Origin of the sequence: Streptomyces sp. NPDC101160 (assembly GCF_044768205.1) — a bacterium.
In the GTDB taxonomy this organism is placed as follows: Bacteria; Actinomycetota; Actinomycetes; order Streptomycetales; family Streptomycetaceae; genus Streptomyces.
In genome coordinates, this window is the sequence record NZ_JBIWPJ010000004.1 from 372,878 (window position 1) to 389,608 (window position 16,731).

General features: G+C 72.4%; 15 protein-coding genes and 1 pseudogene. 10 read left to right on the forward strand and 6 right to left on the reverse strand.

From position 1 onward, the window contains the following. From ACIRSU_RS14715 to ACIRSU_RS14740, 6 genes and pseudogenes are all read left to right on the forward strand, one after another. A pseudogene (locus ACIRSU_RS14715) lies at nt 1–1,417 on the forward strand (hypothetical protein); the annotation flags it as partial. A gap of 114 nt (nt 1,418–1,531) precedes the next feature. Next, nucleotides 1,532–2,467, forward strand: coding sequence for a cellulose-binding protein (locus ACIRSU_RS14720; protein ID WP_403792001.1), 936 nt, complete (start codon nt 1,532–1,534; stop codon nt 2,465–2,467). Nucleotides 2,468–2,589: 122 nt separating this feature from the next. Beyond that, complete coding sequence (locus ACIRSU_RS14725) at nt 2,590–3,576, forward strand: ABC transporter ATP-binding protein (RefSeq protein WP_403792003.1); 987 nt, start codon at nt 2,590–2,592, stop codon at nt 3,574–3,576. Further along, nucleotides 3,577–4,356 (forward strand): ABC transporter permease, encoded by a 780-nt coding sequence (locus ACIRSU_RS14730; RefSeq protein WP_403792004.1) that lies wholly within the window; start codon nt 3,577–3,579, stop codon nt 4,354–4,356. It abuts the gene before it with no gap. A gap of 163 nt (nt 4,357–4,519) precedes the next feature. Beyond that, nucleotides 4,520–5,656, forward strand: coding sequence for an ATP-binding cassette domain-containing protein (locus ACIRSU_RS14735; protein WP_403792006.1), 1,137 nt, complete (start codon nt 4,520–4,522; stop codon nt 5,654–5,656). Beyond that, nucleotides 5,653–6,492 carry an ABC transporter permease gene (locus ACIRSU_RS14740; RefSeq protein WP_403792008.1) on the forward strand — a complete coding sequence of 280 codons (840 nt, stop codon included), beginning with the start codon at nt 5,653–5,655 and terminating at the stop codon, nt 6,490–6,492. Before ACIRSU_RS14735 ends, ACIRSU_RS14740 begins: the two co-directional genes overlap by 4 nt. Nucleotides 6,493–6,505: 13 nt before the next feature. On the opposite strand, the gene ACIRSU_RS14745 is transcribed toward ACIRSU_RS14740, so the two are convergent. Further along, entirely contained in the window at nt 6,506–6,832 is a 327-nt protein-coding gene (locus ACIRSU_RS14745) for an ATP/GTP-binding protein (RefSeq protein WP_403792009.1), read from the reverse strand. Nucleotides 6,833–7,066: 234 nt separating this feature from the next. Between ACIRSU_RS14745 and ACIRSU_RS14750 the strand changes: the two genes are divergently transcribed. Continuing rightward, nucleotides 7,067–8,110, forward strand: coding sequence for an LLM class flavin-dependent oxidoreductase (locus tag ACIRSU_RS14750; protein ID WP_403792011.1), 1,044 nt, complete (start codon nt 7,067–7,069; stop codon nt 8,108–8,110). 119 nt (nt 8,111–8,229) lie between these two features. On the opposite strand, the gene ACIRSU_RS14755 is transcribed toward ACIRSU_RS14750, so the two are convergent. Beyond that, nucleotides 8,230–8,622, reverse strand: a complete 393-nt coding sequence (locus ACIRSU_RS14755; protein ID WP_403792013.1) for an SCO5389 family protein — start codon at nt 8,620–8,622, stop codon at nt 8,230–8,232. 261 nt (nt 8,623–8,883) lie between these two features. Here ACIRSU_RS14755 and nucS point away from each other — a divergent pair, with 261 nt between their 5' ends. Next, nucleotides 8,884–9,555: an endonuclease NucS gene (gene nucS / locus ACIRSU_RS14760; protein ID WP_403792015.1), complete on the forward strand. Its 672-nt coding sequence runs from the start codon at nt 8,884–8,886 to the stop codon at nt 9,553–9,555. 67 nt (nt 9,556–9,622) lie between these two features. On the opposite strand, the gene ACIRSU_RS14765 is transcribed toward nucS, so the two are convergent. The 4 genes from ACIRSU_RS14765 to ACIRSU_RS14780 form a co-directional block, all read right to left on the reverse strand. Continuing rightward, complete coding sequence (locus ACIRSU_RS14765) at nt 9,623–12,724, reverse strand: ATP-binding protein (protein ID WP_403792017.1); 3,102 nt, start codon at nt 12,722–12,724, stop codon at nt 9,623–9,625. A 205-nt stretch (nt 12,725–12,929) separates the two neighbouring features. Next, the gene (locus ACIRSU_RS14770; RefSeq protein ID WP_019889522.1) at nt 12,930–13,253 is read right to left on the reverse strand and encodes an STAS domain-containing protein; all 324 of its coding nucleotides are present in this window, start codon (nt 13,251–13,253) and stop codon (nt 12,930–12,932) included. Between the two features lie 196 nt (nt 13,254–13,449). Continuing rightward, the gene (locus tag ACIRSU_RS14775) at nt 13,450–14,298 is read right to left on the reverse strand and encodes a 3-hydroxyacyl-CoA dehydrogenase family protein (RefSeq protein WP_403792019.1); all 849 of its coding nucleotides are present in this window, start codon (nt 14,296–14,298) and stop codon (nt 13,450–13,452) included. A gap of 175 nt (nt 14,299–14,473) precedes the next feature. Then, nucleotides 14,474–15,109, reverse strand: a complete 636-nt coding sequence (locus ACIRSU_RS14780; RefSeq protein WP_403792021.1) for a TetR/AcrR family transcriptional regulator — start codon at nt 15,107–15,109, stop codon at nt 14,474–14,476. 81 nt (nt 15,110–15,190) lie between these two features. Here ACIRSU_RS14780 and ACIRSU_RS14785 point away from each other — a divergent pair, with 81 nt between their 5' ends. Both ACIRSU_RS14785 and ACIRSU_RS14790 read left to right on the forward strand, forming a co-directional pair. Further along, nucleotides 15,191–15,964 (forward strand): ABC transporter ATP-binding protein, encoded by a 774-nt coding sequence (locus ACIRSU_RS14785; RefSeq protein ID WP_403792023.1) that lies wholly within the window; start codon nt 15,191–15,193, stop codon nt 15,962–15,964. 11 nt (nt 15,965–15,975) lie between these two features. Then, nucleotides 15,976–16,725: an ABC transporter permease gene (locus ACIRSU_RS14790; RefSeq protein ID WP_403792025.1), complete on the forward strand. Its 750-nt coding sequence runs from the start codon at nt 15,976–15,978 to the stop codon at nt 16,723–16,725. The last annotated feature ends 6 nt before the right edge of the window (nt 16,726–16,731 follow it).

Below are 16,731 nucleotides of genomic sequence, written 5' to 3' on the forward strand. Positions count from 1 at the left end.
CGAGCGACTCACCGCGGAAGCGGCCGAACTCGTCACCGAGGCCGAGCAGGTCAAGGCCGACGGCGAAGCCGAGGCCGAAGGCCTGCGCGCCGCCGCACGCGCCGACGGCGAAAAGGTCCTCGACGAAGCACGCAAGGCCGCCGACAAGCGCCGCGCCGACGCCGCCGAGCAGGCCGACACCCTCATCACCGAAGCCACCGCCGAAGCCGAACGCCTCACCACGGAGGCCGCCGAGCTCCTGGACGCGACCGAGCAGGAGGCGGCCCGGCTGCGGGCCGAGGCCGAGCAGGTCAAGGTGGACGGCGAGGCGCACGCGCAGGCGCTGCGCAGTGCCGCGCTCGCGGACGCCGACCGGATCCTGGACGAGGCCCGCAAGGCCGCCGACAAGCGGCGCGCGGACGGGGCCGAGCAGGCGGACACGCTCATCGGCGAGGCCCGTACGGAGGCCGAGCGGATCGGCGTCGAGGCCGAGCTGGCCCTCGAAGAGGCCCGGCAGACCGCCGAGGCCCTCGTCGCGGAGGCGACGGCGGAGGCCGAGCGGATCGCCGTCGAGGCGGCCAGGGTCAGGGCGGACGCCGAGGCCGCGGCCGAGGAGATGCGCTCCGAGGCGCGCGCCGAGGCCGACCGCACGCTCGACGAGGCCCGCGAGGCCGGCGCGAAGAAGCGCGCGGACGCGGCAGAGCAGGCCGACCAGCTGATGACCAAGGCCCAGGAGGAGGCGCTGCGCGCCACCACCGAGGCGGAGGAGCAGGCGGACACGATGGTCGGCGCGGCCCGCAAGGAGGCCGAGCGGATCGTCGCCGAGGCGACCATCGAGGGCAACACCCTGGTGGAGAAGGCCCGTACGGACGCCGACGAGCTGCTCGTCGGGGCGCGCAGCGACGCCACCGCCATAAGGGAGCGGGCGGAGGAGCTGCGCGGCCGCATCGAGAGCGAGATCGAGGAACTCCACGAGCGGGCGCGGCGCGAGACCGCCGAGCAGATGAAGTCGGCGGGCGAGCGCGTCGACAAGCTGGTCAAGGCCGCGGAGGAGCAGAAGGCCGAGGCCGAGGAGAAGGCCAAGGAGATGCTCTCGGAGGCGAGTTCGGAGGCCAGCAAGGTCCGGATCGCGGCCGTGAAGAAGGCCGAGGGGCTCCTGAAGGAGGCCGAGCAGAAGAAGGCCCGGCTCGTCGCGGAGGCGGAGAAGATCAAGGCGGACGCGGTGGCGGAGGCCGAGAAGACGGTCACCGACGGCAAGCGCGAGCTGGACATGCTGACCCGCAGGCGCCAGGACATCAATGCCGAGATCTCCCGTGTCCAGGACGTCCTGGAGGCGTTGGAGTCTTTCGAGGCGCCGGGCAGTGCCGCGAAGGACGGCCTCAAGACGGGGGCGTCCGCGGGGGCCACTCGTTCGGGTGGCAAGTCCTCCGAGAGCTAGCCACTCAAAAGGCTGGACATTCTCCAGATCAAACGGGCATACGCTCGATGACACGCCGCTTCGACCCCTAGGATTCCCTCTAACACCTCACCGGTCTCATTCGACAGGAACCCCATGAGCGACACTTCCTCCCCCTTCGGCTTCGAGCTCGTGCGGCGTGGTTACGACCGCGGTCAGGTGGACGACCGCATTACCAAGCTCGTCGCCGACCGTGACAGTGCTCTGGCCCGAATCACCTCTCTGGAAAAGCGCATCGAGGAACTCCACCTCGAGACGCAGAACGCCCAGGCCCAGGTGTCCGACGCGGAGCCGTCGTACGCCGGTCTCGGCGCCCGCGTCGAGAAGATCCTGCGGCTCGCCGAGGAGGAGGCGAAGGACCTGCGCGAGGAGGCCCGTCGCGCCGCCGAGCAGCACCGTGAGCTGGCCGAGTCGGCCGCCCAGCAGGTCCGCAACGACGCGGAGGCGTTCGCGGCCGAGCGCAAGTCGAAGGCCGAGGACGAGGGCGTCCGGATCGTCGAGAAGGCGCAGGGCGAGGCCAACTCGCTGCGCGCCGAGGCCCAGAAGGACGCGCAGTCGAAGCGCGAGGAGGCCGACGCCCTCTTCGAGGAGACCCGCGCCAAGGCCGCCCAGGCCGCCGCGGACTTCGAGACCAACCTGGCCAAGCGCCGCGAGCAGTCGGAGCGCGACCTGGCCTCGCGTCAGGCGAAGGCGGAGAAGCGTCTGGCGGAGATCGAGCACCGGGCGGAGCAGCTGCGCCTGGAGGCCGAGAAGCTGCGTACGGACGCGGAGCGCCGGGCCCGTCAGACGGTGGAGACCGCGCAGCGCCAGGCCGAGGACATCGTGGCCGACGCGAACGCCAAGGCGGACCGGATCCGCTCGGAATCGGAGCGCGAGCTCGCGGCGCTGACGAACCGCCGCGACTCCATCAACGCGCAGCTGACCAACGTCCGCGAGATGCTGGCCACGCTGACCGGTGCCGCGGTGGCGGCGGCCGGCTCCCCGCTCGACGAGGAGCGCACGGCGGGCGTTCCGGCGCAGCAGACGCGCTGACGCCTCTGGCACATCGGCCGTCGTCGTGCTGAACCCCTGATGTCGCGACGGCGCAACGGCTCCGCGAAAACCCCCTGTCACTCCGGTGGCGGGGGGTTTCGCGTGCCCTTAGGTTGGGACGCATGATCGAGCTGGAGGGCCTCACCAAACGCTTCGGATCCAAGACCGCGGTCGACCACCTCACCTTCACGGTGCGACCGGGGGTGGTGACGGGCTTCCTCGGGCCCAACGGCGCGGGCAAGTCGACGACCATGCGGATGATGCTCGATCTGGACAACCCGACGAGCGGCACGGTGCGGATCGACGGGAAGCACTACCGCGAGCTGCAGGAGCCGCTGAAGTACATCGGGGCGCTGCTCGACGCCAAGGCGATGCACGGCGGCCGCACCGCGTACAACAACCTGCTGTGTCTGGCCCAGTCGAACCGGATCCCGCGGCGGCGGGTCGGCGAGGTGCTCGATCTGGTGGGTCTGACGGCGGTGGCGCGGAAGAAGTCGAAGGGCTTCTCGATGGGCATGGGGCAGCGGCTCGGAATCGCGTCGGCGCTGCTCGGCGACCCGGAGATCCTGATGTTCGACGAACCCGTCAATGGTCTGGACCCCGAGGGAATTCACTGGATCCGCAATCTGATGAAGGCGCTCGCCGCGGAAGGCCGGACGATCTTCGTTTCCAGCCATCTGATGAGTGAAATGGCGTTGACGGCCGATCATCTGATCGTCATCGGGCAGGGAAAACTGCTGGCAGACACATCGATGGCGGATTTCATCCAGCAGAATTCCCGGAGTTACGTCAGGCTCCGCTCGCCGCAGCAGGAGCAGCTGCGGGACGTGCTGCACGCCAACGGGTTCATCGTGGTGGAGACGGCCGGCGGCGTCCTGGAGGTGGACGGGACGACGACGGAGAAGCTGGGCGAGCTGGCCGCGGCGAACCGGATCGTGCTGCACGAGCTGAGCGCCCAACAGGCCTCGCTGGAAGAGGCGTTCATGCAGATGACGGCGGCCGCGGTGGAGTACCACGCGCACGGCACGGACGTGCACGACGGCGGGCCCGCGGCGGGGCCCCGCTGGGGCGAGAGCCTCGGCGACGAGGACTTCGAAGGAGCACGGTAGATGGCAGCGGCAGCCGCGGTCCTCCAGTCGGAGTGGACCAAGATCCGGACGGTGTCGTCGACGGTGTGGACGCTCGCCAGCGCGCTGCTGGTGACGGTGGCGATGGGCGCGGCGCTGTGCGCGCTGACGAACGCCAACTACGCCGACATGCGGGAGGTCGAGAGGGCCACCTTCGACCCGACGCTGGTGAGCTTCTCCGGGATGATCCTGGGGCAGCTGGCGATGGTGGTCTTCGGCGTCCTGGTGGTCGGGACCGAGTACTCCTCCGGCATGATCCGCACCTCGCTGGCCGCCGTGCCGCAGCGGGCGACCTTCCTCTTCTCGAAGATCGCGGTGGCGGGCGCGCTCGCGCTCCTGGTGGGGCTCGCGACGAGCTTCCTCGCCTTCTTCCTGGGGCAGGGCCTGCTCGGCACGCACCGGACCTCCATCGGTGCCGACAACGTGCTGCGGGCGGTGATCGGCGGCGGGCTCTACATGGGTCTGATCGCGATCTTCTCCATGGGCGTGGCGGCGATGCTGCGCTCCTCGATGCTGTCGCTCGGCATCCTGGTGCCGTTCTTCTTCCTGGTCTCGCAGATCCTGTCGGCCGTGCCGAAGGCCAAGGAGGTGGCCCGCTACTTCCCGGACCAGGCCGGCTCGAAGATCATGCGGGTCGTGCCCAACGCGATGAACTCGGAGAAGGCGCCGTACGGCCCGTGGGGCGGCCTCGGGATCATGCTGATCTGGGTGGCGGCGGCGCTGCTCGGCGGCTACCTGGTGCTGAAGAAGCGCGACGCCTAGCCGCGCCGCCGTCGGACCCGGCGGCGCCCCGGCCGTGGCGCAAGGTCACGATTCCGCTTCGCGGGAACCGTAAACGGCTGGTTAAGCTCTTCGCTCGTACGGGGGGCTCCGGCCGAGGCCGTCATGCCCCGACGACGACCTGACCTGTCGATGGGGCCACAGAATGATCGAGGCAGTCGGCCTGACGAAGCGCTACGGCGCCAAGACGGCCGTGTACAACCTTTCCTTCCAGGTGAGGCCCGGCCATGTCACGGGCTTCCTCGGGCCCAACGGCTCCGGCAAGTCGACGACCATGCGCATGATCCTCGGCCTGGACCGGCCGACGTCCGGGCACGTGACGATCGGCGGGCACCCGTTCCGGCAGCTGCCGAACGCGCCCCGGCAGGTCGGCGCGCTGCTCGACGCCAAGGCCGTGCACGGCGGCCGCAGCGCCCGTAACCACCTCCTCTCGCTCGCCCAGCTGGCCGGCATCCCGGCGCAGCGGGTGGACGAGGTGCTGGGCGTGGTGGGCCTGCAGGACGTGGCCAAGCGGCGTTCCAAGGGCTTCTCGCTCGGCATGGGGCAGCGGCTCGGGATCGCGGCGGCGCTGCTCGGCGACCCGCAGGTGCTGCTCTTCGACGAGCCGGTCAACGGACTCGACCCGGAGGGCATCCTCTGGGTGCGCAACCTGATGAAGAAGCTGGCCGCCGAGGGCCGCACGGTCTTCGTCTCCAGCCACCTGATGAGCGAGATGGCGCTCACGGCCGACCATCTGATCGTGATCGGCCGCGGCCAGCTGCTCGCCGACATGAGCGTGACGGACTTCATCGCGGCGAACTCCTCGGACTTCGCCCGGGTGCGCACCCCGCAGACCGAGCCGCAGCAGCGGGAGAAGCTGACTTCCGTGCTCACCGAGGCCGGCGGCCAGGTGCTGCCGGAGCCGGACGGGGCGCTGCGGGTGACCGGTCTCGCGCTGCCGCGGATCAGCGACCTGGCGCACGGGGCGGACGTCCGGCTGTGGGAGCTCTCGCCGCACCAGGCGTCGCTGGAGGAGGCGTACATGCGGATGACGCAGGGCGCCGTGGACTACCGCTCCACCGACGACCGGCTCGCCCACCTCCAGCCGCCGCTGCCGGCGCACCAGCCGCCGCATCCGCAAGCGCCGGGGTGCGAGATCCCGGAGGTGCCGCAGCAGGGCTGGTACGCCCCGCCGCCGCCCGGACAGAACCCGTACGCCGCCCCGCAGCAGCCCCCGCAGGCCCCGCCGCAGCCGCCCCAGGTCCAGCCCCAGGCCCCGCAGAACCCCGAGGACGCCCGATGAGCAACCCGTCCCCGTCCCCGCAGGCGGCCCCGGCGCCGTACGCGTACGTCTCCCCCATCCCGGTCCGCAGGGCGCACCTCGGTGACGCGCTCGCCTCCGAGTGGACCAAGATCCGCTCGGTGCGCTCCACCGTGTGGACGCTGGGGGTCATGGCGCTGCTGATGCTGGGCCTCGGTCTCGGCGTGGCCGCGATCGCCGCCACCACGGACACCTCGGAGGCGGAGCAGTCCGCGCTCGGCATGGGCTTCTTCGGCATGCTGCCGGCCTCGATCTGCGTCATGACGCTCGGCGTGCTCACGATCAGCTCGGAGTTCGGCACGGGCATGATCCGTACGACGCTGACCGCCTGCCCCAGCCGCTCCCGGGTGCTCACGGCGAAGGCGATCGTCTTCTTCCTGCTGGTCTTCTCGATCGTCACGGTGCTCGCGGCGGTGGTCGGCGCGATCCAGGTCGGCATGCTCGAGGCCCCGCAGCCGACCGCCGCGGAGTGGCTGCGGGCCACGGTCGGCGCGGGCCTGTTCCTGGCGCTGCTCGGACTGCTCTCGATGGGCGTCGGTGCGATCATGCGGCACTCGGCGGGGGCGATCACGGTGATGATCGGCATCCTGCTGCTGCCGCTGGTGGCGGCGCTCTTCATGTTCAACGCCGCGCTGCACTCGGTGCAGGAGGCGCTGTTCACGTACGCGATCCCCTCGCAGATGATCGCCCTCTACAGCGAGACCGCGCCGCTCAACGACCACGGCCCGGCCGGCTGGGAGCCGGTGCTGATCATGACCGGTCTCGCGGCGGCCGTCCTCGGCGGGGCCTACGCGCTGCTGAACCACCGGGACGTCTAGGGCCCTCAGCCCGTCAGTGCCGGGGCGCGTTACGGGACCGCTGCACCCGCGTGGTGCGGCGGTCCTTCGCGTTCCAGCACGCCTTGTGCCAGTGCCGGCGGTCGTCGACGCCGCCGTACTCCGGCCAGGCCACCAGGTGCGGGGCGCCGGCCGGGATCTCCTGGTCGCAGCCGGGGCAGCGGTAGCGCTTGCCGGGCGAGCTGGCGCCGGCGACATGGCGGACGCACCACTCCTCGCCCTGCCAGGTCTCGGTGTTCTGCACACCGCCGTACCGGTCGCCCTGATCGTCCTGCCGTGCCGGCTTCGCGGCTCCGCGGGAGCGGTTGTGGCGCGGGGACACTTCGACACCTCACTGGGGACGGGAACACGGACGGTTCCGTCCAGCGTACGGGCCGCGACGGGGTGACTCCGAACCCGCCCGTGGCCGATCAGCGGAAAATCGCAAGAACTTCATGTTCGGCCGTTGCCTATGGCACGTGTCAGACGTTGATGCCAGTACGAGGGGTTCACCGGGGGACCTCCGAGGAGCAGGTCCGAGGGGGAGACGCGCCGGCCGCGAGGAGGCAGAAGCGTGATGCGCGTGGGTACGTTCGTCCTGGCCGCCCAGTTCCCGGGCCAGGGTCAGCAGGAGGCGCTGCACCGGGCGGTGCGGACGGCCGAGGTCGCCGAGGAGGCGGGGCTCGACTCCGTCTGGCTGGCCGAGCACCACTTCGTGCCGTACGGGGTCTGCCCGTCGGCCGTCACCCTGGCCGCGCTGCTGCTCGGCCGGACCCGCCGGATCCGGGTCGGCACGGCCGTCAGCGTGCTGCCGAGCGCGCACCCGGTGGCGCTCGGCGAGCAGGCGGCGCTGCTGCACCTGACCTCGGGCGGCCGGTTCACCCTCGGGGTGGGCCGGGGCGGTCCCTGGGTCGACCTGGAGGTGTTCGGCGCGGGACTCCGGGCGTACGAGCAGGGCTTCCCCGAATCGCTCGACCTGCTCCTGCGCTGGCTGACCGAGCAGCGGGTCGGCGCCGCGGGCGGCGAGGGGGAACGATTCGCTTTCCGTGAGGTGGCGGTCGTACCGGCGCCCGGCGAGCTGATCGGCGGGCCGGAGTCCCCCGAGGTCCTGGTCGCCTGCACCTCGCCGAAGAGCGTGCGGCTGGCCGCCGAGCGCGGGCTGCCCATGCTGCTCGGCATGCACTGCGGCGACGAGGACAAGGCCGAGATGGTGGCGTGCTGGGAGCGGTGCGCGCGGGAGGCCGGGCGGGACCCGGACGAGATCGCGCGGATCGGCGCCGGCCATGTGTCGGCCGGCGTGGTCCAGCTCGCTGACCGCGCCCCGGAGGCGGCGGAGGCCCTGGTGAAGGCGATGCCGGGCTGGCTGAAGCAGGGGCTCGACGCCCATGTGACGGTGGACGGCCGGCATCGCGTGATGCGCGATCCCGTCGCGTACACCGAGCTGCTCTGCGGGCTGCACCCGGTCGGCACGCCGAGACTGGCGGCGGACCGGCTGGCGGCGACCGCCGAGCGCACGGGCATCAGCCGCTTCGCGCTGCTCGCCGAGGGCTCCGGCGATCTCGCGGCCACGGAGGAGAACGTCCGGCGGCTCGGCGCCGAGGTGCTCCCGCTGCTCGTGTGACACGGGGCTCGGGGTGGGTGACATATGACGGATGAGATTGGCCGTAAAGAGACCGTGTCGCCGCTCCCGCATCAGTCGTGCTCTCCCGCGACGCGGGGCGGCGGCACCGGGCCTGTCTGTCAGCAGTCGCGCAGTTCCGGCGACTGGTTGAGGAGCTGCCCCCGTACGGAGGTGAAGCGGGCGAGCCGCTCGTCCACCGAGGGGTCCAGGGGGAAGACCGCCACCCGGTGGCAGTTCTGGAAGGCGAGTCGCACCCCGAAGTGCCGTTGCAGCGCACCACGGATGGCATCGCTCGCGAGCGCGCGCAGCAGCTGACCACGTGCCTGCTCATTCGGCGGCGGCGTCTGGTTGTCGGCGAACTCTCCGCCGTCGACCTTCAGCTGGGCCACCAGAGAACTGATCATCTCCCATGCGTAGGGCAGGGAGGTCCGGACGCAGTCGACGAAGTCGGCTTCGTCGACCTCGCCTCGCTCGGCCTGTGCCAACAGAGCCGGTGAGACGTCGAGCGACATGGGTTCTCCTCTCGCGACCCCGCCGGGCGGGGTCTTGCGGGCAGGGACAGGGGCCGGCGACGCGCACGCAGCGTGCACGGGCGACGACCTCCTGTCCTCCACGGTAAGCGTCGGCCCGGGCCCGCACCAGGAGAATGGGCATACAACCGGCCGATAAGTGACGGGTGTTGGGCGCATCCAGCGAGTGCGCCGGGCGGTCGGCGGCGCCCCGCCGGCGCCCGAATCGCGCCGGACGGCGTCCGTCTTGTAGCGTTGCGGACCATGCGTCTCGTCATTGCCCGTTGTTCCGTGGACTACGCCGGTCGGCTCACGGCCCACCTGCCCTCCGCTCCCCGTCTGATCCTCGTGAAGGCCGACGGCAGCGTCTCGATCCACGCCGACGACCGGGCGTACAAACCGCTGAACTGGATGTCGCCGCCGTGCACCCTGAAGGAGGGTGTCGACGGTGAGGCGGGCATCTGGACCGTGATCAACAAAGCGGGCGAGAAACTGATCATCACGATGGAGGAGATCCTCCACGACTCCTCGCACGAGCTGGGCGTGGACCCGGGCCTCATCAAGGACGGCGTCGAGGCGCACCTCCAGGAGCTGCTCGCGGACCGCATCGAGACCCTGGGCGAGGGGTGGACGCTGGTCCGCCGCGAGTACCCGACGGCGATCGGCCCGGTCGACATCCTGTGCCGGGACGCCGACGGGGCGACGGTCGCGGTGGAGATCAAGCGGCGCGGCGAGATCGACGGCGTGGAGCAGCTGACCCGTTACCTGGAGCTGCTCAACCGGGACCCGCACCTGGCGCCGGTGAAGGGCATCTTCGCGGCGCAGGAGATCAAGCCGCAGGCGCGGGTGCTCGCGAACGACCGCGGGATCGACTGCGTGGTGCTCGACTACGACGCGCTGCGCGGGATCGAGGACGACAAGCTGCGGCTGTTCTGACGGCCGGTGAAAGGCCCGGGTGCGGTGGACCGCACCCGGGCCTTTCGCGTACGCCGGCGCGCGCCGGTCAGGTGGCCGGGGAGCCGCTGACGGTGGAGGAGCTGGTGCCGGTGGCGGTCTCCGTCGGCGTCGGGGCCGTAGTCGTCGGAGACGTGGTCGGCGGGTCCGTCGGCGTCTCCGTCGGCTTCGGCGACGTGGTGGGCGTGCCGGTCCTCGTCGGCGTCGGTGTCGGCTTGGGCGGCTTCGTCGTCGCCGTGGCCGTCGGCTTCGTGCCGTCCGTCGCCGACGGCGTGGCCGACGGGCTCGTCGTGGTGCCGGCCGAGCCGGTGGCGGTCGGGGTCGCCGTGCCGGTCGCGTTCGGGGCCGCCGGGTCGCTGGGGCTGTCGGTGGCGCCCTGGCTGGGCTCCGTCTCGCCGCCCGTGCCGTCCTGAGGGGTGTCCTGGGTCGCGGTGCTGTCGGAGGTGACCCGGTCGCCGTTGCCGGTGTCGTCGCCGTTGCCGGAGGTGGCGCCGAGGGTCACCACGGTGCCGAGTACGGCGACGAGCAGGGCGCCCGCGCCGACGGCGGCCATGTTGCGGCGGGCGCCGGTGAGGATGCCGGCCCGCAGGCCGCCACCGCGCCGGGCGGCCCCCGGGGCCGGGACGGGCGGGCCGACGACGACGGTCGGGGCTTCCTTGTCGAAGGTGGCGAAGGCGTCGAGGGACGCCTTGGAGGCCACCGGGGGCATCGGCTTGGCCGGGGTCGGCGGCGCGAGGTCGGGGAAGGCGGGCTTGGCCGGGAGCGCGGCCACCGGAACGGTGGGGCCGGTCGGCGGACCGGCCACCGGGATGCCGCGCGGCGGCGACGCGGGCCCGTCACGGCGCGGCAGCCCGGACGCGAGCGGGCCGGACGCGGCGGACTTGCCGGCCGCGGGCGCGGATCCAGGGGCGGATCCGAAGGCGGACGCGGTCCCGGAACCGGAGCCGGAGCCGGAGCCGGACGCGGACCCGGAGCCGGACGCAGAACCGGAGCCGGACGCCGACCCGGAGCCGGACGTCGACCCCGACGCGGACGCCGTGCCGGAGCCGGACGCGGATCCAGGCGCGGACCCGAAGGCGGACGCGGCCCCGGAACCGAAGCCGGACGCCGACCCGAGCGCAGAATCGGAGCCGGACGCAGAACCGGAGCCCGACGCCGGCCCAGAGCCGGACGCGGCCCCGGACGCAGACCCGAAGGCAGACGCGGAACCCGAGCCCGACGCCGATCCAGGCGCGGATCCGAAGGCGGACGCCGCCCCGGAGCCCGACGCGGACCCGAGCGCAGGCGCGGAGCCGAGCGCGGAGGCGGAACCGGAACCCGAGGCCGACGCCGCGCCGGGCGTGGACCCCGGCGCGGATCCGAAGGCGGAACCGAGGGCCGGTGCCGGCGTTGCGGGCGGCGTCGGCGGGGTGAGCTCCAGGGGCGTGCTGCTCTCCCCCGTCAGGTCGGCGACGAGCGCGAGGGCGCGGCGGCCCGCGACCGTGCCGCGCTTGTCGGCGAGGGCGCCGCGCAGGGCGATGGACGCCTCCAGTTCGGCGCGGGCCCGCTGGAGGCTGCCGCGGCAGAGCGCGAGGACGCTCAACTCGTGGTGGAAGTACGCCTCTTCGGCGACGGCGCCGGCCAGCCGGGCGGCTTCCTGGCCGCCGCGCAGGGCCCGCTCCCAGGCGCCCCAGTGCAGTCCGGCGGCGAAGGCGGGCGCGGCGCCGCGGGCGAGCTTGACGGCGCTGGTGTGGTGCTCGGTGTCGGCGCCGGAGACGGACGCGGCCAGCGCGGCGAGCAGCGAGTCGGCCTCGGCGACGACGCGGTCGGCGGTGACGGAGGGGTGTGCGGCCCACCAGGCGTAGTGCTCGGCGGCGGTGTGGGCGCGGGCCGCGGGGTCGGGCTCGTACTCCTCGGCGAGCAGCTGGGTGAGGACGCCGGCGGCGAGCCGGTAGCGGGTGCCGACCGGGGAGAGGAGGCCGACGGACATGAGCTCGCCGACGGCGGCGTCGGCGTGGGTGTCGCCGACGAGGGCGGGCAGATGGGCCTGGTGCGGGACCTCGCCGCCGAGGGCGACGGCGAAGCGCAGGGTGTCCTGGGCGGCGCGGCTGAGCCGGGAGGCGAGCAGGGTGGCGGGGGCGGCGCCCTCGGCGAGGCTCGGCAGCGCGATGTCGCGCAGTTCGACGTCCGGGTCGTCGACGGAACGGGCGGGCGCGGCGAGTCCGGACGGGCCGAACGCCTCCTCCAGGGCGCCGAAGGCGTCGAACTCGGCGGGTCCGACGCGCAGCCGGTCGCGCTGCCGCAGGAGGGCGCCGGCCTGGACGAAGCGGAGCGGCAGGCCCTCGGACTCGAACCAGAGATCGCCGGCCCAGTTGGTCTCGTCGTCGTCGAGCTCGCGGCCGGTGGCGGCCGCCAGGAGTTCGACGGCGGCGGCGCGGGCGAGGCCGGGCAGCGCGAGCTCTTCGAGGCCGGCGTCGGGCGAGGGGGCCGGGGTGTCGGGGGTGACGGCGAACAGGAAGGCGCAGTCGGGGGTGGCGTCGAGGAGCTGGTCGAGGGCCGCGCCGCCGAACTCGAGGTCGTCGACGACGACGATGGCGCCGATGGAGCGGACCTCCAGGAGGAGTTCCTCGCGGTCGGGCCGGAAGCCGGGGGCGTACTGGACGGCCTGGAAGAGCTCGTAGAGCAGCTCGGTGGGGGTGCGGTGGTGGCCGGAGAGCCGGACGACGCCGTCGGGTGCGATGCCGGCGCAGTCGGCGGCGACGGCGTCGAGCAGGGCGGTGCGGCCGGAGCCGGCGGGGCCGGTGAGCCGGGCGGAGCGGCCGCGGGTGAGGTGCTGGACGAGTTGTTCGCGCTGTTCCTGCCGTTCGAGCAGCGGGAGGGCGGGGGCCGCGGGGCCGGGCGGTACGGGCGGGGCGGCGGCGCGGGCGACCTCGGCGCGCTCCTTGGCGGTGCGGCGGCGGGGGGCCGCGGGCTGCTCGGCGGGCGGGCAGACCTCGATCTCGCTGCCGTCGAGCGGGTTGAGGGTGAGCAGCAGGCCGCCGGAGACGAGGCGCGCGGTGCGTACTCGGCTGGGGGCGCCGGCCGCGGGCGCGGGGGCGGCGAGGCCGGAGCGGGCGTCCTCGCCCTCGGTGTCGTGACCGTAGTCCTCCGGTCCCCGGTTGATCGGGTCCATGGTCCAAGCTCCCAAGCGGCGGGCGATGTGCAGGCGAGCCGACCCTAGACGGTTGTCCGAGCTGCGGGAACAGGTGGGGTGGTGTGGAGACCAAGACGTCACGGTCTTGTGAGGATTGGGTGTGACGCCTGGTTCTCACAGGTGCTTCACACGCCGTTCGCCGCCCCGGGGGTCACACGGGCGCCAACCGCGTCATATGCCGACGTCACACGCGCGGCAGCGACTCCGCGGCGAGGCCGCCCTCGATGGCGAGGATGCGGTGCAGCCGGGTGGCGACGAGGAGGCGCTGCATCTGGGGCGGCACTCCGCGCAGCACCAGTCGGCGGCCGCAGCGGCCGGCCCGGCGGTGGGCGCCCATGATGACGCCGAGTCCGGTGGCGTCCCAGGAGTCGAGGCCGGTCAGGTCGAGCACGAGGTCGCCGACTCCGTCGTCGACCGCCGAGTGCAGGACCGTTCGGGCGTCCGCCGCGCTTCGGACGTCGAGGCGGCCCCCGACGACCAGTTCGGCGTGGTCGCCCCTGATGTGCATATGCGCTCCCCGAGAGTGCTCCGTCGTTGCCCGGTCGTGTGCCCGTCTTCGCAACGCTTGACTTCCGCATCGGCAGAAGCGTTGCGCCTTGTAAGCGAACCGATATCGAAATTCACCCCTGGGGGCGATGGTGCCGGGGCGATCGGACCCCTGTGCGGAATCGGTTCACCGCCCCGGCCTACGTGCTGAGGCGACGTCAGTACGTGTAGAAGCCCTGCCCGCTCTTGCGGCCGATGTCACCCGCGTCCACCATCCGGCGCATCAGCTCCGGCGGCGCGAACTTCTCGTCCTGGGACTCGGTGTAGATGTTGTTGGTGGCGTTGACCAGGATGTCGACGCCGGTCAGGTCGGCGGTGGCGAGCGGGCCCATCGCGTGGCCGAAGCCGAGCTTGCAGGCGATGTCGATGTCCTCGGCGGTGGCCACGCCCGACTCGTAGAGCTTGGCGGCCTCGACGACGAGCGCCGAGATGAGGCGGGTGGTGACGAAGCCGGCCACGTCGCGGTTGACGACGATGCAGGTCTTGCCGACGGACTCCGCGAACTCCCGTGCGGTGGCGAGGGTTTCGTCGCTGGTCTTGTAGCCGCGGACGAGCTCCACGAGCTGCATCATCGGGACCGGCGAGAAGAAGTGGACGCCGACGACGGACTCGGGGCGCCCGGTCACCGCGGCGATCTTGGTGATCGGGATGGCGGAGGTGTTGGAGGCGAGGACCGCGCCGTCCTTGGCGATCTTGTCGAGGGAGCGGAAGATCTCGTGCTTGACCTCGAGCTTCTCGAAGACGGCCTCGACGACGATGTCGGCGTCGGCGACCGCGTCGAGGTCGGTGGTGGCCGTGATCCGGCCGAGGGCGGCCTCCGCGTCGGCGGCGTCCAGCTTGCCCTTGGCGACGAACTTCTCGTACGAGCTGCGGATGGCGTCGGTGCCCCGGGCCAGCGCGGCGTCGGTGACGTCACGCAGGACGACGTCCCAGCCGGCCTGGGCCGAGACCTGCGCGATGCCGGACCCCATGAGTCCGGCCCCGATGACCGCGAGCTTCCCTGCCACGTCTTCCACCCCACATCACCCATGGCGCGCATGCGATGCATCGCGCGCCCAACGACTGTTCACCTCTGGCTCTTCGGCGGAGATTAGCGGGCCGGGGGCACCATGTGACCGCTTAGTAAGGCACGTCACGCCCGCTTTGACGGACGTCACACCCGCGACAGGTCCGCGGGGGCGGCTACGCCCGTACCGCGTAGTCGAGCACCGCCTCGCTGAGCAGGTCCTCGATGTCGTCGAGGAGGCCGAGGGCCTCGCGGGACACCTCGCCCGGGTCGCGGCCGGCGGTCATCTCGGCGCTGATGAACTCGACGACGACGTCCTGGATCCAGGCGATCTGGCCGCCGACGAGCTGCGGCATCGTGTCGTCGGGTCCGGTGCCGGCCTCCTCGCGCAGGGCGGCGACGGTGGTCCGACGGACCTCCTGCTGGAGGGCCATGAGCCGGGCCTGGAGGGTGGGGGCGCCGTCGATGACCCGCATGAAGTCGGCGAAGCCGGTCATGAGTCCGTACGCGGGCGAGACCGCGGTGACATGGCCGCGGATCTCGCGGAGCACCGCCCGGGCGGCGGACTCGCCGGGGTCGCGGCCGCGGATCATCCGGGCGAGGCGGTGGGACATGCCCTCCATCCGGTCGAGGAAGAGGTCCTCCTTGGCCGGGAAGTAGTTGTAGACGGTGTTGACGGAGACGTCCGCGGCCTCCGCGATCTCCGCCACCGTGACGGCCTGGAAGCCGCGCTCCAGGAAGAGCCCGGTCGCGATGTCCGAGATCCGCTGTTTCGTCTGGCGCTTCTTGCGCTCCCTCAGCCCTTCAGCCATGGCGCCATCCTAGGCATTCCTAGGCGCCCTGAAATTTTGGGGACGTTGCAAAATTTAAGAGACTCTGTTTTTGTGGTCGCCATGCCCATCATCAGCACGTCCGGGCTCTCCCGGACCTTCCGTACGAAACAGGGCGAGGTGACGGCCGTCCGCGGTATCGACCTCACCGTCCGCGCCGGCGAGATCCTCGGCTTCCTCGGCCCCAACGGCGCCGGCAAGAGCACCACCCTGCGGATGCTCAGCACCCTGCTCCCGCCCACCGGCGGCGCCGCCACCGTCGCCGGCCACGACCTCCTGCGCGACCCGGTCGCCGTCCGCCGCGAGATCGGCTACGTCGCCCAGTCCGGCGGCACCGACCCGCAGGAGACCGTCCGCTCCGAACTCGTCCTCCAGGGCCGGCTGTACGGGCTCACGCGCGCCGAGGCCGCCGAGCGCGCGGCCGAACTCGCCCGCGACCTCGACCTCACCGAGCTGCTCGACCGCTCCACCACCGCGCTCTCCGGCGGCCAGCGGCGCCGGCTCGACCTCGCGCTCGGTCTCACCCACCGCCCCGCGCTGCTCTTCCTCGACGAGCCCACCACCGGCCTCGACCCGGGCAGCCGCGCCGCCCTGTGGGACCTGGTGCGGCGGCTGCGCGACGAGCAGGGCACCACGGTCGTCCTCACCACCCACTACCTCGACGAGGCCGACGCCCTCGCCGAACGCCTGGTGATCATCGACCGGGGCGTCGTCGCCGCCGAGGGCACCCCGGCCGCGCTGAAGGCCGCGCACGGGGCCGACACCCTCCAGGAGGCCTTCCTCGCCGTCACCGGGCGCGCCCCCGCGCCCGTCGACACCACGCCCGTCGCCGTCTAGGAGCCCACCCGATGCTTCTCCACGACACCGCGGTCCTTTTCGGCCGCTACGCCCGGCAGACCCTGCGTTCGCCGTTCCAGATCTTCTTCGGCGCGCTGATGCCGCTGCTCTACCTGTTCTTCTTCGGCCCGCTGCTCACCGGGCTCCCGCTCGGCCGCACCGGCGACTCCTGGCAGGTCCTCGTCCCCGGCCTGCTCCTCCAGCTCGGCCTCTTCGGGGCCTCGTTCGCGGGCTTCGCCGTCATCATGGAGAAGAACTGGGGCGTCCTCGAACGGATGCGCGTCACCCCGGTCAGCCGCCTCGCGCTGCTGCTCGGCCGCACCCTGCGGGACGCCGCGCTGTTCCTCTTCCAGAGCGTGCTGCTGGTGCTCGCCGCCGTACTCATGGGCCTGCGGGCGCCGCTCGCCGGCATCCTCGTCGGCTTCGGCTTCGTCGCGCTGCTCACCTTCTCGCTCGCCTCGCTCTCGTACGTGCTCGCGCTGAAGCTGCCGAGCCCGCAGGAGTTCGGCCCGGCGGTCAACACCCTGGCGATGCCCTCGATGCTGCTCTCCGGCCTGATGCTCCCGATGGCGCTCGCCCCCGGCTGGCTCGACGTGCTCTCGCACTTCATGCCGTTCCGCTATCTGGTCGACGCGGTGCGCGACGCGTACGTGGGGCACTACGCGACCGCCACGATGCTGTACGGCGTCCTCGCCGCGACCGGACTCACGGCACTCGCCGTGACGGTGGGCACACGCACGTTCCGGAAGGCCGGCGCGTAACTACGC

Coding starts and splice junctions, on each gene's coding strand:
- ACIRSU_RS14790 (WP_403792025.1), top strand. CDS start 15,976: ATGCTTCTCCACGACACCGCGGTCCTTTTCGGCCGCTACGCCCGGCAG.
- ACIRSU_RS14750 (WP_403792011.1), top strand. CDS start 7,067: ATGCGCGTGGGTACGTTCGTCCTGGCCGCCCAGTTCCCGGGCCAGGGT.
- ACIRSU_RS14755 (WP_403792013.1), bottom strand. CDS start 8,622: ATGTCGCTCGACGTCTCACCGGCTCTGTTGGCACAGGCCGAGCGAGGC.
- ACIRSU_RS14770 (WP_019889522.1), bottom strand. CDS start 13,253: ATGCACATCAGGGGCGACCACGCCGAACTGGTCGTCGGGGGCCGCCTC.
- nucS (WP_403792015.1), top strand. CDS start 8,884: ATGCGTCTCGTCATTGCCCGTTGTTCCGTGGACTACGCCGGTCGGCTC.
- ACIRSU_RS14765 (WP_403792017.1), bottom strand. CDS start 12,724: ATGGACCCGATCAACCGGGGACCGGAGGACTACGGTCACGACACCGAG.
- ACIRSU_RS14780 (WP_403792021.1), bottom strand. CDS start 15,109: ATGGCTGAAGGGCTGAGGGAGCGCAAGAAGCGCCAGACGAAACAGCGG.
- ACIRSU_RS14720 (WP_403792001.1), top strand. CDS start 1,532: ATGAGCGACACTTCCTCCCCCTTCGGCTTCGAGCTCGTGCGGCGTGGT.
- ACIRSU_RS14730 (WP_403792004.1), top strand. CDS start 3,577: ATGGCAGCGGCAGCCGCGGTCCTCCAGTCGGAGTGGACCAAGATCCGG.
- ACIRSU_RS14735 (WP_403792006.1), top strand. CDS start 4,520: ATGATCGAGGCAGTCGGCCTGACGAAGCGCTACGGCGCCAAGACGGCC.
- ACIRSU_RS14740 (WP_403792008.1), top strand. CDS start 5,653: ATGAGCAACCCGTCCCCGTCCCCGCAGGCGGCCCCGGCGCCGTACGCG.
- ACIRSU_RS14785 (WP_403792023.1), top strand. CDS start 15,191: ATGCCCATCATCAGCACGTCCGGGCTCTCCCGGACCTTCCGTACGAAA.
- ACIRSU_RS14725 (WP_403792003.1), top strand. CDS start 2,590: ATGATCGAGCTGGAGGGCCTCACCAAACGCTTCGGATCCAAGACCGCG.